Consider the following 24,371-nt stretch of genomic DNA (forward strand, 5'->3'; position numbering starts at 1 on the left):
GACCGACAGACTGCCTTCTTTCGATGGGCGAGGACTGAACCTGATCACAAACCCAGGAGGTGATTGGATGTCAGTGCAAAGCGCATTTCGACATGAAGACGTGACATTCGGCAACGCGTTCGATGCGTACCCCACCCGCCTGAGCGATGCCACTGGTTCGCTTTGGCAAGACCGCAAGGATGCCGTGGTCAAGGGGCGCGCCGAGGATGGACCGCTGAGTCGCGACCAGCTGGCGCGTTTCGAGCGCGACGGCTTTTTGTTCGAACCCCATTTTCTGGCCGACGACGAGGTCGGTGAATTGCGCCGCGAGCTTGCCGCGCTGCTGGAGCGCGACGATTTCCGCGGCCGCGATTTCAGCATCACCGAGCCCGACAGCCAGGAGATCCGGTCGCTGTTTGCCGTGCACTTTCTCTCCGAGAGGTTCCGGCGCCTGGCCGAGGATCCGCGCCTGACCGGGCGGGCCCGCCAGATCGTGGGCGGTGACGTCTACGTGCACCAGTCGCGGATCAACTACAAGCCCGGTTTCCATGGCAAGGGGTTCAACTGGCACTCGGACTTCGAGACCTGGCACGCCGAAGACGGCATGCCGGAGATGCATGCGGTCAGTGCCTCCATCGTGTTGACCGACAATCATCACTACAACGGCCCGCTGATGCTGATCCCCGGGTCGCACAAGGTATTCGTGCATTGCCTCGGCGAGACGCCGGAGGATCATCACAAGCAGTCGCTGAAGAGCCAGGAGTTCGGCGTGCCCAGCCACGAGGCACTGCGACGCTTGATCGGCGCCAACGGCATCGAGGCCCCGACGGGGGCGGCCGGCGGGCTACTGCTGTTCGACTGCAATACGCTGCATGGCTCCAATGCCAACATGTCGCCCGATCCGCGCAGCAATGCCTTCTTCGTCTACAACCGGCGCGACAACGCCTGTCACGCGCCATACGGGGCCAAGCGGCCGCGGCCGTCCTTCCTGGCGCACGCGCCGGATGAGGTCTGGACACCGGACACGCATTGACGCCATGCCATGACAGGCGAGCAAGAGACCTCCCCGGAGGTCGCAGTGTGAAGCGCCGGCGGTCGCGTTAGACTCGAGTCTTCGCGCCACGGCGCTTTTTGATTGCCAAGGAGTCTGCATGTCCATCCCGGCCCAACCGTTCGTGACTCGCCTGGCCGATGGCGGTGTCTTTCCCCATATGCTGGGCAAGATCGTCTGCGTGGGGCGCAACTACGCCGAGCACGCCCGTGAACTCGACAACCCGGTGCCCAGTGCGCCGCTGCTATTCATCAAGCCTGCCACCAGCGCGGTGCCCATGGCACATGACATCGCTGAGCCATTCACGCGTGGCGAGGTACATTTCGAGACGGAGCTGGCGCTGCTGATCGGCAAGCGTCTGAGCGGGGCGAGTGCCGAAGCCGCGCAGCAAGCGGTCGCGGGCCTCGGGCTGGCGCTGGACCTGACGCTGCGCGACGTGCAGTCGCAATTGAAGGAAAAGGGGCACCCCTGGGAAATCGCCAAGGCCTTCGACGGGGCCTGTCCGCTGTCACCGTTCGTGGCGTTGCACGAGGTGCCCGACTGGGCGGCATTGCGCTTCACGCTGGATATCGACGGCGAGCGCCGTCAGACCGGCGAGACGCGTGACATGCTGTTCGCGATTCCCGAGTTGCTGGCCGAGATGTCGCGCCACTTCACGTTGCAGCCCGGCGATGTCGTGCTCACCGGGACGCCGGCCGGTGTGGGCCCCTTGCCGCGCAACGCGCGCTTGTCGCTGCAGGCCTCGTTCGGGCTGGAGGTCTCCACCCGAACGCGGTGACCGGCGAGTCACTCCAGGTAGGTATAACCTTCCAGGCCGGCGGCCAGGTCGTGCATGAACTCGTCGCGCTGGGTGTCGCTCAAGGCGCTGTCCTGAAGCTGTCGGGAGAGACGCTGGCGGAGCTCGTCGGCATCGAAGTTCACGTAGCCCAGTACATCGGCGACGGTGTCGCCATGCTGGCGGTGACTGAGCCGCCAGTGGCCGTCGGCGTCCAGCGTGGCGTCCACGGCGTCGGTGTCGCCGAACAGGTTGTGCAGGTCGCCGAGGATTTCCTGGTAGGCGCCGACCAGGAACAGCCCCAGCAGCTTGTCCTCGTCGTCCTGCCACTCGGGGAGCGGCAAGGTCGCTTCCAGCCCCTGGCCGTCGACGTAGCAATCGATGCGGCCGTCGCTGTCGCAGGTGATGTCCTGAATCACGCCACGCCGTGTGGGCGGACGGTCGAGGCCGGTGAGCGGCAGCACCGGAAATACCTGGTCGATGCCCCAGACGTCGGGTACCGACTGGAACAGCGAGAAGTTGACGAAGAGCTTGTCGGCGAGCTTCTCGGCCAGTTCGTCGGCGATCTCGCGGTGCGCGCGGTTGCGCGGGTCGAGCCGTCTGCGCAGCCGTTGGCAGGCAGCGACATACACGGCTTCCCCTTCGGCGCGCGCCTCGAGGCTCGCCAGCCCCAGCACGAAGCGGTCCTGCAGTTCGCCGATGGCCTGCACCACGTCATGATAGGCCTCGGCGAGGCCGCGCGGCTCCTGCGCGGTATCCAGCTTGGCATAGACGCGCCATAACTCGTCGAGCTCGGCGTCGCCTTCCAGACGACGCTCGGGGGGCGTGTCGCTGAGACGCTCCTCGCCGATGACGTTGGTGATCAGCACTGCGTGGTGCGCGGTCAATGCACGTCCCGACTCGGAGATCAGGTGCGGGTGCGGGAGGTTCTCGGCATCGCAGATCTGGCGGAAGGCCCAGACCACGTTGCTGGCATATTCGTGCATCGAGTAGTTGATCGAGCAGAAGCTGCGCGACCGGGTGCCTTCGTAGTCGACGCCCAGTCCGCCACCGACATCGACGGTGTCCACCGGGGCGCCCAGGGCGCGCAGGCTCTGGTAGAACCGGGCGCATTCGCGCAGGCCGCGCTGGATATCGCGGATGTTGGCGATCTGCGAACCGAGATGGAAGTGCACCAGCTGCAGGCTGGCAAGCGCGCCGGCGGCGTCCAGCCGCTCGACCACGTCGAGGATCTGGCTGGCGGTGAGTCCGAACTTGGATTTCTCGCCGCCGGTGTTCTGCCACTTGCCCTTGCCCACCGAGGACAGGCGGGCGCGCAGTCCGATGCGCGGCGTCACGTCGAGCCGCCGGGCCTCCTCGAGGATCAGGGTGAGCTCGGAGTGTTTTTCGACCACCAGGTAGACGCGGTGGCCGAGCTTCTCGCCCATCAGCGCCAGGCGCACGTATTCGCGATCCTTGTAGCCGTTGCAGACGATCAGCGAAGGGCCGTCGCCGGAAAGCGCGAGTACCGCGAGCAGTTCCGGCTTGCTGCCGGCCTCGAGCCCGACGCGGCCGTGGCCGCGTGCCTGGGTGGCGAGGATTTCCTCGACCACGCGACGCTGCTGGTTGACCTTGATGGGATACACGGCGGTGTAGCCGCCATGATAAGCCTCGTCGTGCATGGCACTGTCGAAGGCGCCGCACAGCCGTTCGACCCGGTCATGCAGGATGTCGGTGAAACGCACCAGCACCGGCAGGCGCAGGCCGGCACGACGCAATTCCTCGACCAGGGCATTGAGCGGCAGGGCGGGGCCGCCGCGCTCGTCGCCGCGAGGGCACACGACGGCATGGCCGGCATCGTCGACATCGAAGTAGCCGCTGCCCCACTGATCGATGTTGTAGGTGCGGCGGGCCTGAACGGCGGGCGAGGTCATGGCGCACTCCTGGGCGGGCCGGCGCGGCCCGGTGAACGAACGGGCTGGCATTATGCCGCCCGCGTGCGGGGCTGCAAAGAGGCGCCGGCGTGCTCAGTGAAGGAGAAACAGCACCACCAGAGTGGCGGCGCTGGCCATGCCGAGGGTTGCCAGCGTCTCGCCGTTCAAGGCGTCGGCCCATGGCCTTCCGCCGCAGGATTCGGAAGCCGGGAGCGTCTCGCCGTCGCCGGGACGGCAGGCACGCCCCAGCAAGCCCGTGCCCAGGGCAAAGATGACGAGCAGGGCGATCACGGGACCCTGCGACATCAAGGCCAGGCTGGCGAACGCCAGGGCCAGCGAGGCACCCGCCCGGCGCATGCCGTGCAGAAGGCTCGACATGCCGTTGCGGGCGGGCGAGACAGCGGTGAGGCGGCGGATGAAGGTCGACATAAGGAGGCTCCCTCGGTGGGCGTGGCGGCGTGCCCCGCCTTCGATGACGCCTCTACCTTATGCCGGGTTTCTTAAAGAATGCTTACGCTGGCGTCATGTCGACGACACCGGCGCTGGCAGAGGCGGTGCGCCATGCGCGAGCCGGGTCAGCAGGAGACGACGATACTCGCCGGGATCCTTGGGCGTCAGGTCGTGCGCGGGCGGATCGACATAGACCACCAGCAGTCGCGACAGCCAGTATCGCAGTGCCGTCATGCGCAGCATCATCGGCCACAGCTCGCGCTCGGTCGCGGTCAGCGGGCGGCGAGCCTGGTAGGCCGCGAGCAGGGCCGTGTAGCGTTCCCGGTCGAGGTGACCGTCCGCGTCGCTGGCCCAGTCGTTGACGACGATGGCGAGGTCGAAGAGCAGATCGCCTGTGCAGCCGTTGTAGAAATCGATGATGCCGCCCAGCCGGTCGCCGTCGAAAAGGGTGTTGTCGCGAAACAGGTCGCCATGGATCGCGCCCTGGGGGAGCGGCGAGGCATCGCCGAACGCGACCTGGTAGGCGTCGATCTCGTCGCCCATCAGGCGCTGGTCGTCCGCGGCGAGATAGCTCATGACCTTGTGCTGCGCGCTGGCCAGCCAGTGCAGGTCCCGGGGATTGGGACGCTGGCCCTCGAAACGCTGGGACACCTTGTGCATGCGCCCCAGAGCGTCGCCGAGGGCATGGCACTGGGCGAGCGTGGGCGCTTCGGGGTGTCGCCCGGGCAGGCGCGGAAACAGCAGAGCCGGGCGTTCGGCGAGTTGCTGCAGGGCAACGCCGTCACGGTCGTGAACGGGCCCCGGTACGGGCAGGCGGTGCTCGGCGAGATAGTCGAGCAGCGCCACGAAGAAGGGCAGCTCGTCGCTTTCCCCTTGTTCGAAGAGCGTGAGCACGAAGCGGTCGCGGTCGGTGGTGACGAAGAAGGTGGAGTTCTCCGTGCCGCTGGGAACGCCTTCCAGCGCGCGTAACGCGCCCACGTCGAAGCGCTCGAGAAAGCTCGCGACCTGCGTCTCGGTCAAAGGAGTGAATACGGCCATGTGTCTCTCGCCCGGGTTGCCAAGCGCGCTATTGTAGCGGCTTGGCGCAGGCAGTCCTACCGCCGGGTTTCGGGGCCATCGTATGGCGCGGCCGGGCGCTCAGTCCCCCGTGACCCAATCGGGGACCTCGAGGTCGGCGCTGTCGCTGTGCTCGAAGTTGCCGTCGCCGTCGTCGTCCACCAGGTAGTAGTCACTACCGTCGCGAGGCATGATCTCGATGGCATAGAGTTTGCCGTTGACGCGGTATTCCTTGATGGTGCGCGCGTCGTCCTGGCGCACGGTGATCTCGGGTTGCTGCGCGACGACCGGGGGCGCGATGACCCCGAGGCAAAGGCCCAATATCAGCGGAGGCAGTATTCGTGAGCGCTGCATGTCGATCTCCTCGGCGGGTGGGGGAGCGCGTGGTGCGCCCCGATTGGCCCATGAGGTCGGGATGAGGGAATTATCCCACAATCCGTCGGGTGCGCCCATGTGAAAGCGGGTTTCGCCTGACGCTGCGCAACGCCTTGCGTATCATGGTGGCATCGCGAATTTCCAATGGATGCTGATGTCATGGCCAATACGCCCCCCATCGTTCTCGTCGACGGCTCGTCGTATCTGTATCGGGCTTTTCATGCCTTGCCGCCGCTGACCACGTCCAAGGGGAACCCCACCGGGGCGGTGAAGGGCGTGCTCAACATGCTCAAGAGCCTGATCAAGCAGTATCCACAAAGTCCCATGGCGGTGGTCTTCGATGCCAAGGGCAAGACCTTCCGCGACGATATCTACGCCGAGTACAAGGCGCACCGTCCGCCGATGCCCGACGATCTGCGCCCGCAGGTCGAGCCCCTGCACGACTGCATTCGCGCGCTGGGCCTGCCGCTGTTGTGCATCGAGGGCGTCGAGGCCGACGACGTGATCGGCACCCTGGCACGCCAGGCCACCGAGGCGGGGCGCGACGCGGTGATTTCCACCGGTGACAAGGACATGGCGCAGCTCGTCAATGCCCACATCACGCTGGTCAACACCATGAAGGGCGAGACGCTCGACGTGGCCGGCGTCGAGGAAAAATTCGGCATTCCGCCGTCGCTGGTCATCGACTTCCTGGCCCTGATGGGCGACAAGGTCGACAATATCCCCGGCGTGCCCGGCGTCGGCGAGAAGACGGCGCTCGGCCTGCTGCAAGGCATGCAGGGCGGGCTGGACACCATCTACGCCGACCTCGAGCGTGTCACCACGCTGTCGTTTCGCGGCGCCAAGACGATGCCCAAGAAGCTCGAGGCCAACCGTGAGCAGGCCTTCCTGTCGTATCAACTGGCCACCATCAAGACCGACTGCGAGCTGCCGGTGGGGCTCGATGACCTGGATATCGCGCACCCCGACCGCGAGGCGCTCAAGACGCTGTACACCGAGCTGGAATTCAAGAACTGGCTGAACGAGCTGCTCGAGGGGCGCGACGAGGGCGTCGACGATGTCGGTTCGGGCGATGCGGTGGATGCCGCGCAGGGGCCCGTGGCGAGTACTGCCGAGGCGACGTCGCGCACGGATCACGTCATCGTCACCCGCGAGGCCTTCGATGCCTGGCTTGCGCGCCTGGGCGAGGCGGACATCTTCTGCTTCGACCTGGAAACCACCAGCCTCAATTACATGGAGGCCGATATCGTGGGAATCGGCCTGTCGCTGGACGCCGGCGAAGCGGCCTACATCCCGGTGGCGCACCGCTATCTCGACGCTCCCGAGCAGCTCGACCGCGCGTCGGTGCTCGCCGCGCTCAAGCCGCTCTGGGAAGACCCCGCCAAGGCCAAGATCGGCCAGAACCTCAAGTACGACATTTCCGTCCTGGCACGCTACGACATCGAGGTCGCGGGACGGCTCGAGGACACCATGCTGGCATCCTACGTGCTCAATGCCACGGCGACGCGGCACGACATGGACTCGCTGGCGCTCAAGTACCTCGGCGAGAAGACCATTTCCTTCGAGGAGATCGCCGGCAAGGGGGCCAAGCAGTTGACCTTCGACCAGATTGCACTGGAGCAGGCTGCCCCCTACGCCTGCGAGGACGTCGACATCACCTTGCGGCTGCACCGGGAACTGCGCCCGCGCGTGGATGGCGAGGGCCGGCTGGCGGCGGTGCTGGACGACATCGAACTGCCCCTGGTGCCGGTGCTCTCGCGCATGGAGCGCAACGGGGTGGCACTGGATGCCGAGCGCCTGCACGCGCAGAGTCGCGAGCTGGAGAAGCGCCTGCGGGAACTGGAAACCCGCGCCTATGAGCTGGCCGGACGCGAGTTCAATCTCGGCTCGCCCAAGCAGCTCGGCGAGATTCTCTTCGATGAGCTCAAGATCCCGGTGATCAAGAAGACGCCCAAGGGCGCGCCCAGCACCGCCGAGGCGGTGCTCGAGGAACTGGCGCTGGATTACCCCTTGCCCAAGGTGATCATCGAGCATCGCGGCTTCGCCAAGCTGAAGTCGACCTACACCGACAAGCTGCCGCAACTGGTCAATGCCACCACGCGGCGGCTGCATACCAGCTATCACCAGGCCGTGACGGCCACCGGGCGCCTGTCGTCGTCCGACCCCAACCTGCAGAACATTCCCATCCGTACCGAAGAAGGCCGCAAGATCCGCCAGGCCTTCGTCGCGCGCCCCGGCTACCGCATCGTCGCTGCCGACTATTCGCAGATCGAGCTGCGCATCATGGCGCATCTTTCCGGCGACAAGGGACTGCTCGATGCCTTCGCCGAAGGACGCGACATCCATACCGCCACCGCGGCGGAAGTGTTCGGCGTGGCGCTCGACGCCGTCAGCGGCGAGCAACGGCGCAGCGCCAAGGCCATCAACTTCGGTCTGATCTACGGCATGAGCGCCTGGGGACTGGGGCGCCAGCTGCACATCGAGCGCAATCAGGCGCAGACCTACATCGACCGCTACTTCGATCGTTACCCCGGCGTGGCGCGCTTCATGGAACGCATTCGTGCCCAGGCCGCCGACGACGGTTACGTCGAGACGGTCTTCGGACGTCGCCTCTATCTGCCCGAGATCAATGCCCAGAACCGGACCCGGCGTCAGGCTGCCGAGCGCACCGCCATCAATGCGCCGATGCAGGGGACCGCCGCCGATATCATCAAGCTGGCGATGATCGATGTCGACCGCTGGTTACGCGAAGGCGACTTCGACGCCTGGATGGTGATGCAGGTTCACGACGAACTGGTCTTCGAGGTCAAGGAGGCGCAGGTCGATGCCTTCACCGACGCCGTTCGCCAGCGCATGGAAGGCGCCGCCAAGCTTGACGTGCCGCTGACCGTCGAAGCCAACGCCGGCGACAACTGGGACGAAGCGCATTGAGAGCGGGCCCACGGCGATGTCGGGGCCCGGTGGTGGCAGGTCGCGGCGCGGGGCTCAACGCCAGCCGACGCGATCGAAGATGCGGATGGCCTCGGGGTTGTGTTCGCCCAGGGCGTTGATGTTGAGGGCGTCTCGCTTGAAGTCGCCCCATGTCGCGAGAGTGCCGTCGACCTCGACGCCGTCGACGACGGGGAACTCGTGATTGCCGGCGGCGAACAGGCGCTGGGCCTCGTCGGAAGCGAGGAACTCCAGGAAGCGGATGGCGTTGTCCCGATTGGGAGCATCCGCCACCACGCCGGCGCCGCCGACGTTGACGTGGGCGCCGCGTCCGTCCTGGTTGGGCAGCAGGATCTCGACGCTCTCGGCGGCCTCACGGTCACTGGCGTCATCGGACTCGAGCAAGCGCACGTAATAGTAGTGATTGGCGACGGCGATATCGCACTCGCCGCTGGCCACGCCGCGAATCTGATCGGTATCGCCGCCCTCGGGATCGCGCGCCATGTTGTCGACGACGCCCTGGGCCCAGGCCTCGGCGTCGTCCATGCCGTGGTGGGCGATCATCGAGGCGAGCAGGGACTGGTTGTAGATGTTGTTCGACGAGCGAATGCAGATATCGCCCTCGAAACGCGGGTCGGCGAGATCTTCGTAGCGTTTGAGGTTCGCCGGATCGACATCGTCGGGATCGTAGAAGATCGCTCGCACGCGCTGGCTGAAGCCGAACCACTTGCCTTCCGGATGACGCATGGCGTCGGGCAGTCGCTCGTTCAGCACATCGGACTCGATGCCCTGGAAAACGCCTGCCTGCTCGGCGCGCCACAGGCGGCCGGCGTCGACGGTCAGCATGATGTCCGCGGGGCTGGCGGCGCCTTCGCGACGGATCCGCTCGATGAGCTGGTCCGAATCCCCTTCGAGTATGTTGACGTCGATGCCGGTTTTCTCGGTAAAGGCGTCGTAGAGGGCCTGGTCGGAATCGTAATGGCGCGCGGAGTAGATGTTGACCTCTTCGGCCAGGGCGTCCCCGGCGAAGATGGCGCCGGCGAGCAGTGCGGTGGCCGGTAAGGCGAGTGGGCGTTGCGGCATGCGATATCCCCTTGTGGTATGATTAGTAATGATAATAAGTCGTATTAGCGAGTGTATTGAAGCCCAATCGGATGGCGGCGTCAATTCACAGTGTTTAATCATCGTTTAACGACAGGCGGTGACCGGTTGCGTCAGGCCCATGTGGCTGCCGATCGCCTCATCGCTTGACGTCCCTGGGCCCTTGACCATGAATCAACCGTTCAATGCCTCCCGCACATGCACTGCCGCGTCGGTTTCTCCTCGTCTGGATGTGCGCCGGCTGCACCATCGTTATGCCGAGCATGTCGCCGTGGAAGAGGTCAGTCTCGAGGTGATGCCGGGTGAAGTGGTGTGTCTGCTGGGGCCGTCGGGCTGCGGCAAGACAACGGTGCTGCGCCTCGTGGCCGGTCTCGAACGTTTGCAGCATGGCGAACTCTACCTGGGAGGCGAGGCGCTCAGCACGGTCGGTGGCCGTCATGTGCCTCCCGAGAAGCGCAGCGTCGGCCTGGCGTTTCAGGAAGCGGCGCTGTTTCCTCACCTCAGTGTGCTGGACAACGTCGCCTTCGGCCTGGATGGCCTGCCGGCGTCACAGCGGCGCGCCCGCGCCCGCCACTGGCTCGATCAGCTGGGCATGGCGGCCCGCGCCGAAAGCTATCCGCACCAGTTGTCGGGCGGACAGCAGCAGCGCGTGGCCCTGGCCCGCGCCCTGGCGCCGTCGCCGCAGCTGATGCTGCTGGACGAGCCGTTCTCCAGTCTCGATGCGCGCCTGCGCGAACAGATTCGCGACGATACCCTGCATGCGCTCAAGCAGGGAGAAGCCGGGACGCTGCTGGTGACGCACGACCCCGAGGAGGCGATGTTCATGGCGGATCGCATCGCCCTGATGCGCGAGGGGCGCGTGGTGCAGTGGGGGACGCCCTATCAGTTGTACTGCCAGCCGCAGGACCCTTTCGTGGTGACGTTTTTCGGTGCCGTCAACGAGTGGTCAGGCGACGTCCGCAACGGTGCCGTGGCGACACCGGCGGGTGCGGTGGCGGCGCCGACGCTTGCCGAGGGCGCGCGGGCACGCGTGATGATTCGCCCGGAGGCGATCCGTGTGACGCCGCTCGCTCACGCCGCCAGCGCGGTGGAGACGTCTGCGCCCCGGCATGCCCGCGTGGTCATGGCCAAGCTCCTGGGACGCAGCAGCCTGCTGCACCTGGCCGCAGCCGATGGCGGGGGTGGCGAGGTGCATCTGCACGCCCAGGTGCCTGGCGTTTTCCTGCCGGATGTCGGCACGTCGCTGGCCTTGGAACTGGATGCTTCACAGTGCTTCGCGTTTCCCGCCTGAGGCCCCGGGGCGCGCGTGGCGAATTGCTCGACTGAGCAGGATGACGGGAATGACGCCGACCAGGACGATGGCCAACGATGACGAGGCGGCCTCCGCCAGGCGCTCGTCGGCGGCCAGGTTGTGCGCGCGTACCGCCAGGGTGTCGAAATCGAAGGGGCGCAGGATCACCGTCGCGGGCAATTCCTTCATGACATCGACGAAGACCAGCAGCAGGGCCGCCCACAGGCTGCCTCTCATGAGCGGGGTATGAACGCGCCGGAGGGTGCCGCCGGCGGTCTGGCCCAGCGTGCGGGACGCCGCATCCATGCCGGGGGTGACCTTGGCCAGGCTCGCTTCCACGGTATTGAACGATACCGCCAGAAAGCGCACGACATAGGCATATATCAAGACGAAGGCCGTCCCGCTCAGTATCAGACCGGTCTCAATGCCGAGCTGACCGTTCAACCAGGCATAGAGGTGGCGGTCGACCCAGGTGAGAGGGATCAGAATCCCCACCGCGACGACCGAGCCGGGCACGGCATAGCCCATGGCGGCGATGCGCGTGGCCGTCCGGGTGGTGCGGCCGGGATGCAGGCGCACGCCATAGCTGAGCACGAGCGCGAGGCCCACGGCGACCAGTGCCGCGAGGGCCGCGAGCATGAGGCTGTTGCCGGCGTAGTCCAGGAACCGGGCGCCGAGAACGTCATCGCCCGTCTCCAGGGCGAGGTCGGCGAGAATGACGCCGGGCAGCACGAAGCCGATGCCGATGGGCAAGGCACAGGCGAGGCAGGCGCCCCAGGCATGCCAGCCGCGGAGGGTGAACTCCGGCAATTGGCGATAGCGGCCGGTAGTGTGGAAGTATCGACGGCGGCCGCGCGAGAGGCGTTCCAGGGCGACCACGATGATCACGAAGGCCAGCAGGCAGGCGGCCAGTTGCGCGGCGGCGACGGGTTCGCCCATGCCGAACCAGGTGCGATAGATCCCCGTGGTGAAGGTGTCCACGCCGAAGTACTGCACCGCGCCGAACTCGTTGAGCGTTTCCATCAATACCAGGGAGACGCCGCCGATGATCGCCGGTCGCGCCAGTGGCACGGCGACCGTCGTGAACAGTCGCCAGGGGCCACGCCCCAGCGTGCGTCCCACATCCAGCACGCAGGCCGACTGTTCGAGGAATGCCGCGCGGGTGAGCAGGTAGACGTAGGGATAGAGCACCAGGGTGATCAGCAGCGTGGCGCCGCCCAGCGAGCGGATATTGGGAAAGACGTAGTCCCCGTGGCCCCAGCCGAAGAGCGCGCGCAGTTCGCCTTGCAGGGGGCCGGCGTACTGCAGGAAGTCGGTATAGGCGTAGGCGATGACGTAAGTGGGCACGGCCAGGGGCAACAGCAGCGCCCACTCGAAGACGCGGCGGCCTGGAAAGCGGCACATGGCGATCAGCCAGGCGGTACCGGTCCCGATGACGGTCGTGCCGATGCCGACGCCCAGCGCCAGCCAGAGGGTGTTGGTGAGGTACCCGGTGAGCACGGTATCCGCGAGATGCGCCCAGATCGCCCGCGAGGGAATCAGCACGTGCACCAGGACCGTGATGACCGGCAGGGCCACGCTCAGCGCAACGCCGAGCGTCACCAGGGTCCAGGGGTCGACATGCCGGCGGTGTCGGGAACGGAAGAAGAAGGCCGGTCGGCTACCGAAGAGTGGCATGTCACGTTCCTTTGGCGGGCGGCGATGAGATGCGGGTGAGACTCGCTGACAACCGCGAATGCTATCATCTTCTCCGCATGGCGACATCGCCCAGCGGGTGCGGAGGTGTCGTTTCGTCGGCGTGTCCTCAAGCGTCGTCGGGGCAAATTAGTGTATCCTACTCGCCCCTGTAGTCCGCCCGGTGAACGCGAGTTATGAAAATCAAGAAGCGACTTTATACGGCGCTGGCACTGGTCGTGTTGGTGGTGCTGGCATTGGTGTGGGGCGTGCACTGGTGGCAGACGGGCCGTTTCTTCGAAGAGACCGACAACGCCTACGTGCACGCCGACAGCGTGGCGGTGCGCGCCGAAGTCACGGGGCGCGTGGCCGAGGTGGCGGTCGCCGACAACCAGCGGGTCGCAGCCGGCGATATCCTGGTGAAGCTCGATCCCAGCGATGCCAAGTCACAGCTGGCCCAGGCGCAGGCGTCACTGGCCGTGGCCCAGGCCAATGCCGTGAGTGCCGCGCGTCAGGTCGAGCAGCAGCAGGCGGCGATCGAGGAGGCCCAGGCCCGGGTGACGTCGGCACAGGCCGATGTCGAGCAGGCACGTCTTCATCTCGAGCGCTCGCAACGCTTGGCGGAAAAGAACTACGCCTCACAGCAGGAATATCAGGACGACCAGGCGGCGTTGCAGGTCGCGGAGGCGACGCTGGCGGCGCGACGCGCCACGCTGGCATCGTCGCGCAAGCAGCTCGATGTGCTGAACGCCGAGCGCGACAGTGCCGAGGCCAACATCGAAGCCGCCCGTGCGGACCTGGACAACGCGCGCCACCAGCTCGACAAGACGCGTCTGAGGGCACCGGTGGCGGGCGTGATCGGCAACAAGACGGTCGAGGTGGGAACACTGGCGCAGCCGTCGCTGACGCTGATGCACCTGGTTCCCATCCGCTCGGCGTATGTCGTCGCCAACTACAAGGAAACCCAGACGGCGCGGATGCGGTCGGGACAGCCGGTCTCGCTGCATGTCGATGCATATCCCGATATCGCCTTCGAGGGCGTCGTCGACAGCCTGGCGCCGGCCACGGGCTCGCGTTTCAGTCTGCTGCCGAATGACAACGCCACCGGCAACTTCAACAAGATCGTGCAGCGGGTGCCGGTGCGCATCCGTGTGACGGGACCGGAAGAAGCCCTGGGACGCCTGCGCGACGGCCTCTCGGTGGTGCCAACGGTGGATACGCGCGATCTCGACCCCGAGGACGACGCCTGACATGGCGGAGGCGGTGACCGATACGGCGTCAGGGCCCCGGGAGGCTCCTTCGCGGCGCACGCAACTGGGCTTCGTGGCCGCCGTGTTCGGCATGTTCATGGCGATTCTGGACATCCAGATCGTCGCCAGTTCCCTCAACGAGATCCAGGCCGGGGTCTCGGCCAGCGCCGACGAGATCTCCTGGGTCCAGACATCGTATCTGATCGCCGAGATCATCATGATCCCGCTGTCGGGGATGCTGACGCGGATCCTTTCCACCCGGGTGGCGTTCGTGGTCTCGTGCCTGGGCTTCACCCTGGCAAGCTTGGGCTGTGCCATGGCCAACTCCATCGAGTCGCTGATCGTGCTGCGCGCGATTCAGGGCTTCATGGGCGGGGCGATGATCCCCATTGCCTATGCCATCAGCTTCAGTGTCTTCCCGCGGCGCATGATGGGCTCGGTGCAGGCCGTGATGGGGCTGGTGGCGACCCTGGCACCGTCGGTGGGCCCGACCGTGGGCGGTTACATTACCGAGTTCGCGAGCTGGCACTGGCTGTTCCTGGCCAACGCGGTGCCCGGCGTTCTGGTGTCGCTGGCGGTATGGCGGTTGCTGGACATCGATCGTCCCGATCGGCGTGCCCTGCGGCATCTGGACCTCATCGGGCTGGCCCTGCTGGCGCTCTTCCTGGGCACGCTTGAGTTTTCGCTCGAAGAAGGCCCCGGTGACGACTGGTTCGCCAGCCGCACGATCCTCATCGCTGCCTTCGTCTGCGCGCTCGCGTCGCTGGGATTCTTCTGGCGGACCCTGCGCCACCGCCACCCGATCGTCGATTTGCGCGCCTTCGCCAACCTCAACTTCGCCGTGGGGGCGTGGCTGGGGTTCGTGGTAGGCATCGGGCTCTATGGCCTGGTCTATCTGCTGCCGTTGTTCCTGGGCAATGTGCGAGGCTATTCGGCGCTGCAGATCGGTGAGGTCATGATCGTGACCGGGGTGGCGATGTTCCTGACCGCTCCCCTGGTAGGGCGCGCTTCCGACAAGGTCGACCTGCGGGTGCTGCTGTTGCTGGGCATGACGCTGACCGGCATCGGCACCATCATGAATGCCAACCTGACCGCCGAGGCCGGGTTCGACGCGTTCTTCTGGCCGCAGGTGGTGCGCGGCGTGGGCCTGGTGATGTGCCTGATTCCCACCTCGCGTATCGCCTTCGGCACCTTGCCGCCGAGCGAGGTCGGCAACGCCAGCGGCCTGTTCAACGTGATGCGCAACCTGGGCGGCGCGGTGGGGCTGGCGCTGCTGGACACGATCCGCGACTGGCGCGAGGACTACCACTGGAACCAGTTGATTCCCGCCATCGACAGCGGTCGCGAGGTGGTCAATGCCGCCCAGGCGCAATATCAGCAGCTGCTGGCCGCCACCGGCGACCCGCAGACCGCCTCTCTCGGCATGCTGTCGCGGACCCTGCTCGAGCAGGCCATGGTCATGGCCTACAACGATATTTTCCTGTGGCTGGGCATGCTGTATCTACTGGTGGCGCCGTTGATCCTGCTGTTGAAACGTCCCGCTCACGCCTGACGGCGCGGCATGCCGCGGTGACCGGCGGCTAGTAATGGGGCGGGATCTCGTCGTGTGGGGCCGGTGCGCTGTCGTCGCCCAGCGTCTCGACGTTCTGGCGCAGGTCGCGCAGACGTTCGCGGAGCAGGGCGTTGGTGCGCTCGAGGTGCGCCACCCGCCGGTCCTGCGCGGTCAATGCCCGGTCCAGCGTATCCAGCCAATCTTCCTGATAGGCCAGACGTGTCTCGAGGGCATCGAGGCGGTCGCGCGTGGCCTCGTCGGTCATGCTAGAATCTTTCGACGGTGTGTCACCGTTCATTTATGACACCTTATGCAATGTGTTCGAAAACGACGTTGTGTTCGAAAATACCTGTTCAATGGCGTGGCGTATTCGCTACGCACTCCATGTCGGCTCCACGAGCGCCCCGGCGTTCAGGAGCGTTTCCGTCGGACAACAAGAGATATCGAGGTCCATGAATCGTAAGATATTCCTACGTTGCAGTCTCATCAGTGTCCTGTTGGCCATTCCATCTCCACTGTTGATCGCCCTTTTCGTGACGCTGACCGGTAGCGTGCTGGAGTTTTCCCTGCTGCTCGAAGCCGATGGTCTCGCCATCGCCTACAGCGCCACGGCGCTGGCCGTCTTCGCGCTGCTGCTGCTGGGGACCCTGTGCACGCAGATGCTCGCGCCGCAATCGACGCAGTTGGCGCACCTGGCGGAGCTGGAAAACGACGATCGCGAGATCGGCGAGGTGAAATGGTTCAACGTCAACAAGGGCTACGGTTTCATCACGCGTGATAGCGGCGAAGATGTGTTCGTGCATTTTCGTGCCATTCGCGGCAAGGGGCATCGCACCCTAGCGGAAGGCCAGAAGGTTCGCTATCACGTCGTCGAGAACGAACGCGGCCTGCAGGCCGATGACGTGACCGTGATTTCCTGAGCGGACACTTTTCTTCCCTGCCCTGACGACGCCCCGCCTTGCCCAGGCGGGGCGTCTTGCGTTGCGGCGCCTTATTGGCCCTGATCCGGCCAGTGGATGGCGCCTTCCTCGCCATCCGCGCGCACCTGCCAGAAGCGATCCGGCTCATCGCCGGGCTGCCAGCCGCCCAGCGAACAGCGTACCTCGCAGCCCAGTGTCCGAGCGGCGGCACGGGCGCAATCCACGTCGCGCGGCCAGGGCGTATGCGGGCTGTCGAACCACAGGCTGGCAAAGCCGTCGGCGGCGTTTTCCACCAGCAGGATGGGGATCTCGCTGGCCGCATGACGGGCCCGGGCCCGCCACTGATGCTTGCCGCGCTTGACCAGCGGAGACGGTGCCTCGAGGTGCTCGTCGAGCCACTGCTGAATGGCCTCGATGTCGGTCTTGGCCAGGTAGATCTCGATATCGGGATAGCGCTCCACGGCGGACCTCAGGTGAACAAGCGTTGCATGATGGTCGCATAGAGACGGCTCAGCGTCTCCAGGTCGGCGGCGCGTATTCGTTCATCGACCTTGTGGATCGTGGCGTTGACCGGGCCGAGCTCGATCACCTGGGCGCCCAGCGTGGCGATGAAACGCCCGTCCGAGGTGCCGCCGCCGGTCGACAGCTGCGGCCGGTAGCCCAGCACGTCCTCTACGCTGGCGACGGTGGCGTCGATCAGCGCGCCCTCGGTGGTGAGGAACGGTTCGCCATTGAGCGTCCAGTCGATCGTGTAGTCGAGCGCGAAGCGGTCCAGTATCTCGGTGGTGCGCGCCTTCAGGGCCTCGGCGGTGACCTCCGTCGAGAAACGGAAGTTGAATACCGCCTCCAGCTGCCCGGGAATGACGTTGCTGGCCCCGGTACCGGCCTGGAGGTTGGAGATCTGGAAGCTGGTCGCGGGAAAGAAGGCGTTGCCGGCGTCCCACTGGGCCTCGGCCAGGGCCGCCAGGGCCGGGGCTGCCTCGTGGACGGGATTGCGTGCCAGGTGGGGATAGGCGACATGGCCCTGTACGCCCTTGACGCGCAGGGTGCCGCCGAGCGAGCCCCGGCGGCCGTTCTTGAGGGTATCGCCCAGGCGCTCGCTGGACGAGGGCTCGCCGACGATGCAGTAATCGGGCGCGACCCCTTTTTCACGCAGGTGCTCGACCACCGCGCGGGTGCCGTGAACGGCGGGCCCTTCCTCGTCGGCGGTGATCAGAAAGCCCAGGCGACCGTGGTGGTCCGGATGCGCCTCGATGAAGGTCTCCACGGCGGTGACCATCGCCGCCAGGCTACCTTTCATGTCCGCCGCGCCGCGCCCGCACAGCATGCCATCGGCATCGATGCGCGGCGTGAAGGGCGGATACTGCCAGTCGCTTTCGGGGCCGGTGGGCACCACGTCGGTGTGGCCGGCGAAGACCAGCAGGGGGCCCGTCTCCCCCCGCGTGGCCCAGAAGTTGTCCACTTCGCCGATGCGCAGGCGCTCGACCTGGAAGCCCAGGCGTTCCAGGCGCTCGATCATCAGTGCCTGGCAACCGGCGTCGTTCGGCGTCACCGAGTGGCGCCGGAGCAAGTCGAAGGCCAGCGCCAGCGTCGCCGATGCCGGTGTGGTGTCAGCCTCAGTTGTGGGCATGCAGCGCCTCGTTGAGCGCGACGGCGCTCTTGTTGGTCAGGCATTCGATGCGCCCGTTCTGCGAGTTGCGGCGCAGCAGCAGGTCGCTCTGGCCGGCCAGGTCGCGGCCGCTGACGGTCTGCACCAGCTCGCCCTTGTCGTCGAGGACGGCGATCTTGGCGCCGGCGGTGACGTAGAGGCCGGCTTCGACGGTGCAGCGATCGCCCAGCGGAATGCCGATGCCGGCGTTGGCGCCGATCAGGCAGCCTTCGCCGACCTTGATGACGATGTTGCCGCCGCCGGAGAGGGTGCCCATGGTGGAGCAGCCGCCGCCCAGGTCGGATCCCTTGCCGATCGTCACGCCCGCGGAAATGCGCCCTTCGACCATGCCCGGCCCTTCGGTCCCGGCGTTGAAGTTGCAGAAGCCTTCGTGCATGACCGTGGTGCCTTCGCCGAGGTAAGCCCCCAGGCGGACACGTGCGGTATCGCCGATGCGCACGCCCTTGGGTACCACGTAATCGGCCATCTTGGGGAACTTGTCGACGCAGTCGACCGTGAGCGGACGGCCTTCGAGGCGTGCCTTGAGACGCCGGGCGGCGAGTTCGTCGATGTCGATGGGACCTTCGTTGGTCCAGGCGATGTTCTTGAGCAGGCCGAACATGCCATCGAGCTTGACGCCATGCGGCTTGACCAGGCGATGCGAGAGCAGGTGCAGCTTGAGGTAGACCTCGGGCACGCTGGCCGGGGCGCTGTCCTCGTCGAGGAAGACCGCGACGAGCGGGCGCTGGGCGGCGGCGAAGGCCTCGGCCAGTTCGGCCTGCTCGGCAGCGCCTGCCTGGTGCAGTGCCGAGGACAGGGCCTGGCAGTGTTCGGGCAGGAAGCTGACCGCGGCGTTGCCCGCCGGCGCCGCGAGTGCCTCGCGTGCCGCCGCGACAAGGGCGTCGTCGGGATTCAGCAGGGGCGTCGGGTAGTAGACGTCCAGCCACTCGCCTTGGGTGTTCTGGTGGCCGATTCCGAGAGCGAAGCTCAGCATGGGGAAATCCTCGAGATGTCAGAGTGTCGTCAGTAATGCATGGGCGGGTCGACGGTGCCTAGAGCGCGCGGTACGCCTCGGCCTGAAAGCCCACCAGCAAGCGGTCCGGGGTTTCCAGCACGGGACGCTTGAGCAATGTCGGATGCGCCAGCAGCAGGGCTCGGGCGCTTGCGGCGTCGAGATCGCGCTTGTCGGCCTCGTCCAGCCCCCGCCAGGTCGTGCTGCGAGTGTTGAGCAGCGTTTTCCAGTCGCTGCGTGCGAGGAAGGCATCGAGACGCTCGGCGTCGAGACCGTCCTCGCGCAGATCGTGATAGCGATAGGCGGTGCCCTGCGTGTCGAGCGCACGACGCGCCTTGCGGCAGCTGTCGCAGGTCTTGATGCCGTAGAGCGTGATCATGACGGCTCCCCGTTGATGATGTTCGTGTGGTGCCATGCGCGGGCATGACGACTCAAGCGCGGCGCTCGATGAAACGCCGGATGCGGTATGCCGCCTCGACGGTGGCCTCGACCTCGGCGACCAGCGCCAGACGCACGCGTCCCGCCCCGGGATCGCCGTTCTCTCCGGCCCGGGACATGTAGCGGCCGGGCAGCACGGTGACGTGTTCCTCGGCGAACAGGTCGCGGGCGAAGGCCTCGTCGTCGCCCCCCGGAACCGCCGGCCACAGGTAGAAACTGGCGCGGGGCGTGGGGAAGTCCATCACCGGTGCCAGAATCTCGCCGACGGCGGCGAACTTGTCACGATAGGCGTCGCGGTTGGCGCGCACATGCTGCTCGTCGCCCCAGGCGACGATCGAGGCCTGCTGGGTCGTCAGCGGCATGGCGCAACCGTGGTAGGTGCGGTAGCGCTTGAACGGGGCGATCAGCTCGGCGTCGCCGGCCACGAAGCCCGAACGCAATCCCGGCAGGTTGGAACGCTTGGACAGCGAGTGAAAGACCAGGCAGCGGCGGTAGTCGTCGCGTCCCATGGTCGCGCAGGCCTCGAGCAATCCCGCAGGCGGCTGGTGCTCGTCGAGGTAGAGTTCCGAGTAGCATTCGTCCGAGGCGATGATGAAATCGTGCTCGTCGGCCAGGGCGATCAGCTTTCGATACTCGGCCAGTGGGGCGACGGCGCCCGTGGGGTTGCCGGGCGAGCATACAAAGACGAGCTGCACGTCGCGCCAGGTGTCGGCGGGCACGGCGTCGAGGTCGGGCAGGCAACCGTTGGCGGGCGGGCAGTCGAGGTAGACGGGCTCGCCGCCGGCCAGCAGGGTCGCGCCCTCGTAGATCTGGTAGAACGGGTTGGGCATGGCCACCTTGGCCGGACGCGTGCGGTCCAGCGCGGCCTGAACGAAGGCGAAGATCGCTTCGCGGGTGCCGTTGACCGGCAGCACGTGGCGTTCCGGGTCGAGCGAGCCGGGAGGCAAGGCGTAGCGTCGGCTCGCCCATCGGGCGATGGCGTCGCGCAATTCGGGCAGACCCGCGGTGGCCGGGTAGCGAGCGACCTCGCCCTCGAAGCGGCGCATCGCGTCGAGTACCGCGGCGGGCGGTGCATGACGCGGCTCGCCGATGGACAGCGCGATGGGGGACGACGCGGATGGCGTCACTCCCGCCTTGAGGGCGGCGAGCTTCTCGAAGGGATACGGCTTGAGGGCGTCGAGATCGGGGTTCATCGGCAATCCAGCAGCGAGTCCGGCATGCCGGACGTGGCGTTGTCAGGGCGGCGCAGGCGACGCCGTCGGGAGCGCCCGATTATAGGCAAGCGGGGCTGGGGCCTCAAATGGACGCATGCTTCAGACGTCGAGCGTTTCGCAGAGTCGTTCGCGCAAGCGGGCCTGGCGCTCGGGATCGGTGAGCGGTTCGCCCGCCTTGTCGGTGATGAAGAAGACGTCCTCGACGCGTTCGCCGAGGGTGGCGATCTTGGCCGCCGACAGGGCGATGTCCTGTTCCATGAAGATGCGCCCGACGCGGGCCAGCAAGCCGGGGCGGTCGGGGGCGGTAAGCTCGACGATGGTGCGGGCGTTGGCGGTGTCCTGCTCGATCACGACCCGGGTCGGGACCTTGAAATGCTTGAGCTGTCGCGAGGTATGCCGGGTGACGATGCGCGGGTAGTCGGCCGGATCGTCGAGCTCCTCCACCAGGTGATGGCGGATTTCCTCGAGGCGTTGTGGATCGCGAATCGGTTCGCCGTCGTCGTCGAGCACGATGAAGGTGTTGAGCGTCCAGTCGTTGCTGGACGTGGCGATGCGGGCATCGTGGATCGACAGCCCCAGCTGCTCCATGGCGGCGGCGGTGGCGGCGAACAGGTCGTTGACCGAGCGGGTGTGGATGAACACCTTGGTGCCGCCGTCGGCCATGTCCTCGGTGGGCGCGTTGGCGAGGATCAACGGCAGTTCCGATGGCTGGTGAGCGAGAATGCCCTGGGTCTGCCAGACGATTTCGCTGGGCGCGTACTGCAGGAAGTAGTCGTCGCCGAACGATGCCCACAGGGCATCCGCGCTGGCGGTGTCGATGCCTACCGTGGACAGCAGGCCGCGTGCCTCCTCGCGCGACTCGCGGGCCCATTCCTCGCGGTCGATGGCATGGTCCAGCCCACGTCGCAGGGCGCGCTTGGTCTCGGTGTGCAACTGACGCAGCAGGGCGGCACGCCAGCCGTTCCACAACGAGGGATTGGTGGCGGTGATATCCGCCACGGTCAGCACGTAGAGGTAATCGAGGTGCACCTCGTCGCGCATCGCCAGCGCGAATTCATGGATGACGTCGGGGTCGGAAATGTCGCGCTTCTGGGCGGTCTTGGACATCAGCAGGTGGTGCTCGACCAGCCAGGCCACCAGACGGGTGTCGCGCGGCGACAGACCGTGACGTTCGCAGAAGGCGGTGGCGTCGATGGCGCCGAGTTCCGAGTGATCGCCGCCGCGCCCCTTGCCGATGTCGTGGTACAGCCCGGCGATCCACAGCAGTTCGAGCTTGGGGAGCTGATGAACCAGGGTCGCCGCGACGGGAAAGTCCTCATGGCCTTCAGGTTCGCGGAAGCGTTGCACGAACTTCAACAAGCGCAATGTGTGGGCGTCGACGGTATAGAGGTGGAACAGGTCGTGCTGCATCAGCCCCACCGCCTGGCCGAACTCGGGCAGGTACTTGCCCAGAATGCCGTAACGGTTCATTCGCCGCAGTTGGCGCGGAATGTTCCCGCCGCTGCGCAGCAGTTCCATGAACAGGCTCTGGTGACGCAGGTCGTCGCGGAAGCTTTCGTCGATCAGATGGCGATGATCGCGTATCAGGCGAATGGTCTCGGCACGCACGCCCTCGATCTCGGGGTGCTGGGCCATCAGCAGGAAGAGCTCGAGCAGGGCGCCAGGGCGCTGGCGAAAGACGCTGGCGTGACGCACCTGGATGTAGCCGCCGCGAATTTCGAAGCGGGCGTTGAGCGGAGTGATGTCCGGCGTCTCGTGAGCACGCAGGATGACTTCGTCGAAATGCTGCAGCAGCATGTCGTTGAGCCCGGCCAGCGCGGTGACATGCCGATAGTAGCGTTTCATGAACTGCTCGATGGCGAGGCGCTCGGGCGTGTCCCGATAGCCGAACAGCTCGGCGATGGCACGCTGATGATCGAACAGCAGGCGGTCCTCGGCGCGGCCGTTGAGCATGTGCAGCGCATAACGCACCTGCCACAGGAAGGCCTGGCCCTGACTGAGGATGCGCAGCTCGGCATCGTTCATGAAACCCTGGGCGACGACGTCCTCGTAACGCAGCTCGCCGAAATGGCGCTTGGCGACCCAGCCGATCATCTGGATGTCGCGCAACCCGCCGGGGGAGCTCTTGATGTTGGGCTCGAGATGGTATTCCGAGTTGTTGTAGCGATAGTGACGCGCGATCTGCTCTTGCCACTTGGCTTCGAAGAACGCATCGCTCGGCCACATCGCCTCGCTCGCCAGGCGGGCGCGCATGGTCTCGCGCAGATGCTCGGGGCCGGCCAGGGTGCGGGACTCCAGCAGGTTGGTGATCACCGTGAGGTCCGCGCGCGCCTCGCGCTCGCAGTCGGCCAGCGAGCGCACGCTGTGCCCGATTTCCAGGCCGATGTCCCATAAAAAGGTGATGAAGCCGGTCAGCCCCTCGCGGTAGGCGGTGTCGTCGTCGCGCTCGAGCAGCAGCAGCAGGTCGATATCGGAGTAGGGGTGCAGTTCGCCGCGCCCGTAGCCGCCGACGGCGAGCAGGGCGATGCCGTCGTCCGGCCAGTCGTAGCGCTCCCAGGCGATGCGCAGCAACTGGTCCAGGCACCAGGCGCGCCCATGGACCAGGTCGCGAATGTCGCTGCCGGCGCGAAAGCGTGCGTCCAGACGCTCCTGCAGGTCGCGCAGGGCGTCCTTGAACACGCGTATCGGGGTGCGGCTGGCGGCTAGCGCTTCGCGGAAGGCGGACGCATCGAACAGCGTCTCGTCGGGCACGAAGCGATAGTGATGAAGCAGCATTCGCGTGGCTCTCCTGGTGGCCGGGGCGGCGTTGGCATGCCGGCGTTCATGCCGCGAGGAAGCTGAAATCCTCGTCCTGGCGGGCGGTGAGCACCTCGACGCCGTTGGCGGTGACCAGCAAGGTGTGTTCCCACTGGGCGGACAGACTCTTGTCCTTGGTGACCGCCGTCCAGCCGTCGCGAAGTACCTTGGTGCGATAGTCGCCCGCATTGAGCATCGGCTCGATGGTGAAGCACATGCCCTCGGCGAGTACCGCGTCGGCCTCCGGCGCGTAGCCGTCATAATGCAGGAACTGCGGGTCCTCGTGGAAGCCGGCGCCGATGCCGTGGCCGCAGAAGTCGCGCACCACCGAGTAACCGTGCCGCTCGGCGTGCTGCTGGATCGTGCGTGCCAGTTCGGAGAGGCGAACGCCGGGGCGCACCTCGGCGATGCTCTTGTAGAGACACTCCTGGGTGACCCGCGAGAGGCGTCCGCCCTGGATGCTTTCCCCGATCACGAACATCACGCTGGAGTCGCCATGGTAGCCGTCGGCGGTCTTGACCGTGATGTCGAGATTCATGATGTCGCCTTTCTTGAGCTTCTTGCCCATGTCCGGAATGCCGTGGCAGACGACATGGTTGATCGACGTGCAAGTGGCGTTGGGAAACCCGTGGTAGTTGAGCGGCGCCGGCGTGGAGCCCAGCTCGTTGACGATGTACTCGTGGCATAGCCGGTCGATCTCGCCGGTGGTGACGCCGGCCGCCACGTGAGGCGCGATCATTTCCAGCACGGAAGCGGCCTGGCGACCGGCTTCGCGCATTTTTTCGATTTCGTCGGCGGTCTTGATGGGAATGTTCATGCGATCTCGAATTCGGAGGGTTCGGGTCTGGCGTCGAAGCGGCTCCTGGCCTATAGTCTCGGCGCCCGGCAGGGGGCACGCGGCGAGTCGTCACGCGGGCGTCTCGCCGGGGCGTGGCGACCAAGAGCGAC

Annotated in this window: 21 protein-coding genes; 7 read left to right on the plus strand and 14 right to left on the minus strand. The window is 66.3% G+C overall.

Annotated elements, in window-relative coordinates; translation table 11 throughout:
- Positions 1 to 67 precede the first annotated feature (67 nt).
- Positions 68 to 1,012, plus strand: coding sequence for an ectoine hydroxylase (gene thpD / locus CSAL_RS02810; RefSeq protein WP_011505850.1), 945 nt, complete (start codon positions 68 to 70; stop codon positions 1,010 to 1,012).
- 118 nt (positions 1,013 to 1,130) lie between these two features.
- Positions 1,131 to 1,808 carry a fumarylacetoacetate hydrolase family protein gene (locus CSAL_RS02815; RefSeq protein WP_011505851.1) on the plus strand — a complete coding sequence of 226 codons (678 nt, stop codon included), beginning with the start codon at positions 1,131 to 1,133 and terminating at the stop codon, positions 1,806 to 1,808.
- 8 nt (positions 1,809 to 1,816) lie between these two features.
- On the opposite strand, the gene speA is transcribed toward CSAL_RS02815, so the two are convergent.
- The 4 genes from speA to CSAL_RS02835 form a co-directional block, all read right to left on the minus strand.
- Entirely contained in the window at positions 1,817 to 3,718 is a 1,902-nt protein-coding gene (gene speA / locus CSAL_RS02820; protein WP_011505852.1) for a biosynthetic arginine decarboxylase, read from the minus strand.
- Positions 3,719 to 3,811: 93 nt separating this feature from the next.
- A complete protein-coding gene (locus tag CSAL_RS02825; protein WP_011505853.1) occupies positions 3,812 to 4,147 on the minus strand; it encodes a hypothetical protein in 336 nt (111 codons plus the stop codon).
- Positions 4,148 to 4,240: 93 nt separating this feature from the next.
- Positions 4,241 to 5,206 (minus strand): homoserine kinase, encoded by a 966-nt coding sequence (locus CSAL_RS02830; protein ID WP_011505854.1) that lies wholly within the window; start codon positions 5,204 to 5,206, stop codon positions 4,241 to 4,243.
- Between the two features lie 99 nt (positions 5,207 to 5,305).
- Positions 5,306 to 5,578: a DUF2782 domain-containing protein gene (locus CSAL_RS02835; RefSeq protein WP_011505855.1), complete on the minus strand. Its 273-nt coding sequence runs from the start codon at positions 5,576 to 5,578 to the stop codon at positions 5,306 to 5,308.
- Positions 5,579 to 5,758: 180 nt separating this feature from the next.
- Between CSAL_RS02835 and polA the strand changes: the two genes are divergently transcribed.
- The gene (polA, locus tag CSAL_RS02840; protein ID WP_043558922.1) at positions 5,759 to 8,530 is read left to right on the plus strand and encodes a DNA polymerase I; all 2,772 of its coding nucleotides are present in this window, start codon (positions 5,759 to 5,761) and stop codon (positions 8,528 to 8,530) included.
- Between the two features lie 54 nt (positions 8,531 to 8,584).
- Here the strand turns inward: polA and CSAL_RS02845 are convergent, their stop codons facing one another.
- Complete coding sequence (locus CSAL_RS02845) at positions 8,585 to 9,610, minus strand: Fe(3+) ABC transporter substrate-binding protein (RefSeq protein WP_011505857.1); 1,026 nt, start codon at positions 9,608 to 9,610, stop codon at positions 8,585 to 8,587.
- A gap of 187 nt (positions 9,611 to 9,797) precedes the next feature.
- Between CSAL_RS02845 and CSAL_RS02850 the strand changes: the two genes are divergently transcribed.
- Positions 9,798 to 10,919: an ABC transporter ATP-binding protein gene (locus CSAL_RS02850; RefSeq protein ID WP_043558925.1), complete on the plus strand. Its 1,122-nt coding sequence runs from the start codon at positions 9,798 to 9,800 to the stop codon at positions 10,917 to 10,919.
- Here the strand turns inward: CSAL_RS02850 and CSAL_RS02855 are convergent.
- The gene (locus CSAL_RS02855) at positions 10,893 to 12,596 is read right to left on the minus strand and encodes an ABC transporter permease (protein WP_011505859.1); all 1,704 of its coding nucleotides are present in this window, start codon (positions 12,594 to 12,596) and stop codon (positions 10,893 to 10,895) included. The two genes, CSAL_RS02850 and CSAL_RS02855, sit on opposite strands and share 27 nt — an antisense overlap.
- A 194-nt stretch (positions 12,597 to 12,790) precedes the next feature.
- Here CSAL_RS02855 and CSAL_RS02860 point away from each other — a divergent pair, with 194 nt between their 5' ends.
- The gene (locus CSAL_RS02860) at positions 12,791 to 13,843 is read left to right on the plus strand and encodes an HlyD family secretion protein (RefSeq protein WP_011505860.1); all 1,053 of its coding nucleotides are present in this window, start codon (positions 12,791 to 12,793) and stop codon (positions 13,841 to 13,843) included.
- A gap of 1 nt (position 13,844) precedes the next feature.
- The gene (locus tag CSAL_RS02865) at positions 13,845 to 15,395 is read left to right on the plus strand and encodes a DHA2 family efflux MFS transporter permease subunit (protein ID WP_011505861.1); all 1,551 of its coding nucleotides are present in this window, start codon (positions 13,845 to 13,847) and stop codon (positions 15,393 to 15,395) included.
- Between the two features lie 28 nt (positions 15,396 to 15,423).
- On the opposite strand, the gene CSAL_RS02870 is transcribed toward CSAL_RS02865, so the two are convergent.
- Entirely contained in the window at positions 15,424 to 15,660 is a 237-nt protein-coding gene (locus tag CSAL_RS02870) for a SlyX family protein (RefSeq protein ID WP_011505862.1), read from the minus strand.
- 187 nt (positions 15,661 to 15,847) lie between these two features.
- Here CSAL_RS02870 and CSAL_RS17770 point away from each other — a divergent pair, with 187 nt between their 5' ends.
- Positions 15,848 to 16,315: a cold-shock protein gene (locus CSAL_RS17770; RefSeq protein WP_011505863.1), complete on the plus strand. Its 468-nt coding sequence runs from the start codon at positions 15,848 to 15,850 to the stop codon at positions 16,313 to 16,315.
- 71 nt (positions 16,316 to 16,386) lie between these two features.
- On the opposite strand, the gene CSAL_RS02880 is transcribed toward CSAL_RS17770, so the two are convergent.
- The 7 genes from CSAL_RS02880 to map all read right to left on the minus strand — a co-directional run bounded on the left by CSAL_RS02880 (position 16,387) and on the right by map (position 24,240).
- Positions 16,387 to 16,776: a hypothetical protein gene (locus CSAL_RS02880; protein ID WP_011505864.1), complete on the minus strand. Its 390-nt coding sequence runs from the start codon at positions 16,774 to 16,776 to the stop codon at positions 16,387 to 16,389.
- A gap of 8 nt (positions 16,777 to 16,784) precedes the next feature.
- Complete coding sequence (dapE, locus tag CSAL_RS02885) at positions 16,785 to 17,945, minus strand: succinyl-diaminopimelate desuccinylase (protein WP_011505865.1); 1,161 nt, start codon at positions 17,943 to 17,945, stop codon at positions 16,785 to 16,787.
- Positions 17,932 to 18,957, minus strand: coding sequence for a 2,3,4,5-tetrahydropyridine-2,6-dicarboxylate N-succinyltransferase (gene dapD, locus CSAL_RS02890; RefSeq protein WP_011505866.1), 1,026 nt, complete (start codon positions 18,955 to 18,957; stop codon positions 17,932 to 17,934). Before dapD ends, dapE begins: the two co-directional genes overlap by 14 nt.
- Positions 18,958 to 19,015: 58 nt before the next feature.
- Positions 19,016 to 19,354 (minus strand): ArsC family reductase, encoded by a 339-nt coding sequence (locus tag CSAL_RS02895; RefSeq protein ID WP_011505867.1) that lies wholly within the window; start codon positions 19,352 to 19,354, stop codon positions 19,016 to 19,018.
- 52 nt (positions 19,355 to 19,406) lie between these two features.
- On the minus strand, positions 19,407 to 20,606 hold the full coding sequence (gene dapC / locus CSAL_RS02900; protein WP_011505868.1) for a succinyldiaminopimelate transaminase: 1,200 nt from the start codon (positions 20,604 to 20,606) through the stop codon (positions 19,407 to 19,409).
- A gap of 120 nt (positions 20,607 to 20,726) precedes the next feature.
- Positions 20,727 to 23,402, minus strand: coding sequence for a [protein-PII] uridylyltransferase (locus CSAL_RS02905; protein WP_011505869.1), 2,676 nt, complete (start codon positions 23,400 to 23,402; stop codon positions 20,727 to 20,729).
- Positions 23,403 to 23,448: 46 nt separating this feature from the next.
- Complete coding sequence (map, locus tag CSAL_RS02910) at positions 23,449 to 24,240, minus strand: type I methionyl aminopeptidase (RefSeq protein WP_011505870.1); 792 nt, start codon at positions 24,238 to 24,240, stop codon at positions 23,449 to 23,451.
- Positions 24,241 to 24,371: the final 131 nt, after the last annotated feature.

Source organism: Chromohalobacter israelensis DSM 3043 (genome assembly GCF_000055785.1).
Taxonomy (GTDB): domain Bacteria; phylum Pseudomonadota; class Gammaproteobacteria; order Pseudomonadales; family Halomonadaceae; genus Chromohalobacter; species Chromohalobacter israelensis.